General features: G+C 51.7%; 1 protein-coding gene. It reads right to left on the bottom strand.

The genetic code is table 11. The annotated features are described in order from the left end of the window. The coding region (gene cls, locus ACTHS3_RS13680) for a cardiolipin synthase (protein WP_440368214.1) at window positions 1-1,225 on the bottom strand (1,225 nt) is incomplete at both ends.

Raw genomic sequence — 1,225 nt, forward strand, 5'->3', positions numbered from 1 at the left:
CGCGGAGTTTGGAGCGTTGTTGCCATGATTTGATGGCAATATAGATGCTGTTTTTAAGGTAGCTGCGCTGTAGGTGGCAGATTTGTTTAGTGGTGTCGCGATCGTAGATGGCGAGGCTGATTTCGAGGTTGAGGAAGAAGCTGCGCATGTCCATATTGACCGTGCCGAAGAGGGAGTAGTCTTCGTCTATGGTCAAGGTTTTGGCATGTAAAAGCCCACCTTCAAACATGGCGATTTTGACGCCGGCTTCCAGTAGCATAGGGTAGTAGGCGCGTGAGGCGTAGCGTACCATTAGTGAATCGACTTTGGCAGGCAGTATCAGGGTTACTTTGACGCCGCGTTTGGCGGCGACGGTTAACGCCATGAGAAGCGGCTCGTCGGGGACAAAGTAGGGGGTGGTAATTGTGATTTGTTTGGTGGCGGCATAGATGGCGCTAATGATGGTTTCGTAGATGACGAAACTGCTTTGCTCGGGGGCGGAGGGAATGATTTGGGCAACAATATTGCCTTGCTGCATTTTTTCAGGAAGGATTTGGGGCAGCAGGCTTTGGGCTTGATTGAGGTATGTTTGTACGTTTTGGAGGTTTTCATCGGTTTCGACGGCAAGGTCTGCGAAGAAGACGGCAGACAGTTCCAAAACCATAGGCCCTGTACAGCGCATCATGACATCTACCCATTCTCCGACGCCGGAGTTTTGTTTGAAATAGCGGGGGTCGACAAGGTTGAAGCTGCCTGTGTAACCGATTTTGCTGTCGATAACGAGGATTTTGCGGTGGTTGCGCAGATCGGTGCGCGTGAATAGTGTACGCCAGATGCCGACAGGTAATGAGGTATGTACTTCAACGCCTGCTTGGCGCAGTATCTCTACCCAGTCACTTTCAAAAAAGCTCCTGCTGCCGACGGCATCGGCCAGAATGGCACAGTCAACGCCCCGATCTGCGGCGGCAAGAATTTCATTTAAAATTTCTTCGATGCGACCTTTGGGCTCGATAATGTAAAAGGCCAGCAGGCAGGAATGGGTTGCGGCGCGTATGTCCGTAAGCATGCTGTCGATGATGGCATCTGTGGTAGAGAGCAGGCTCATGGCGTTGCCTTTGGTTGCACCCAGCCCCGTTCCTTTTTCGGCAACTTTACTGATGCCGTGGTATCGTGATTTGACTTGGTCGGCAATGTCGAGATAGATATCGGCTAGATGGGTGGCGGCAAAGTTGCGGTAGAAGCGGTT

The organism is Neisseria sp. P0009.S007 (assembly GCF_051962515.1).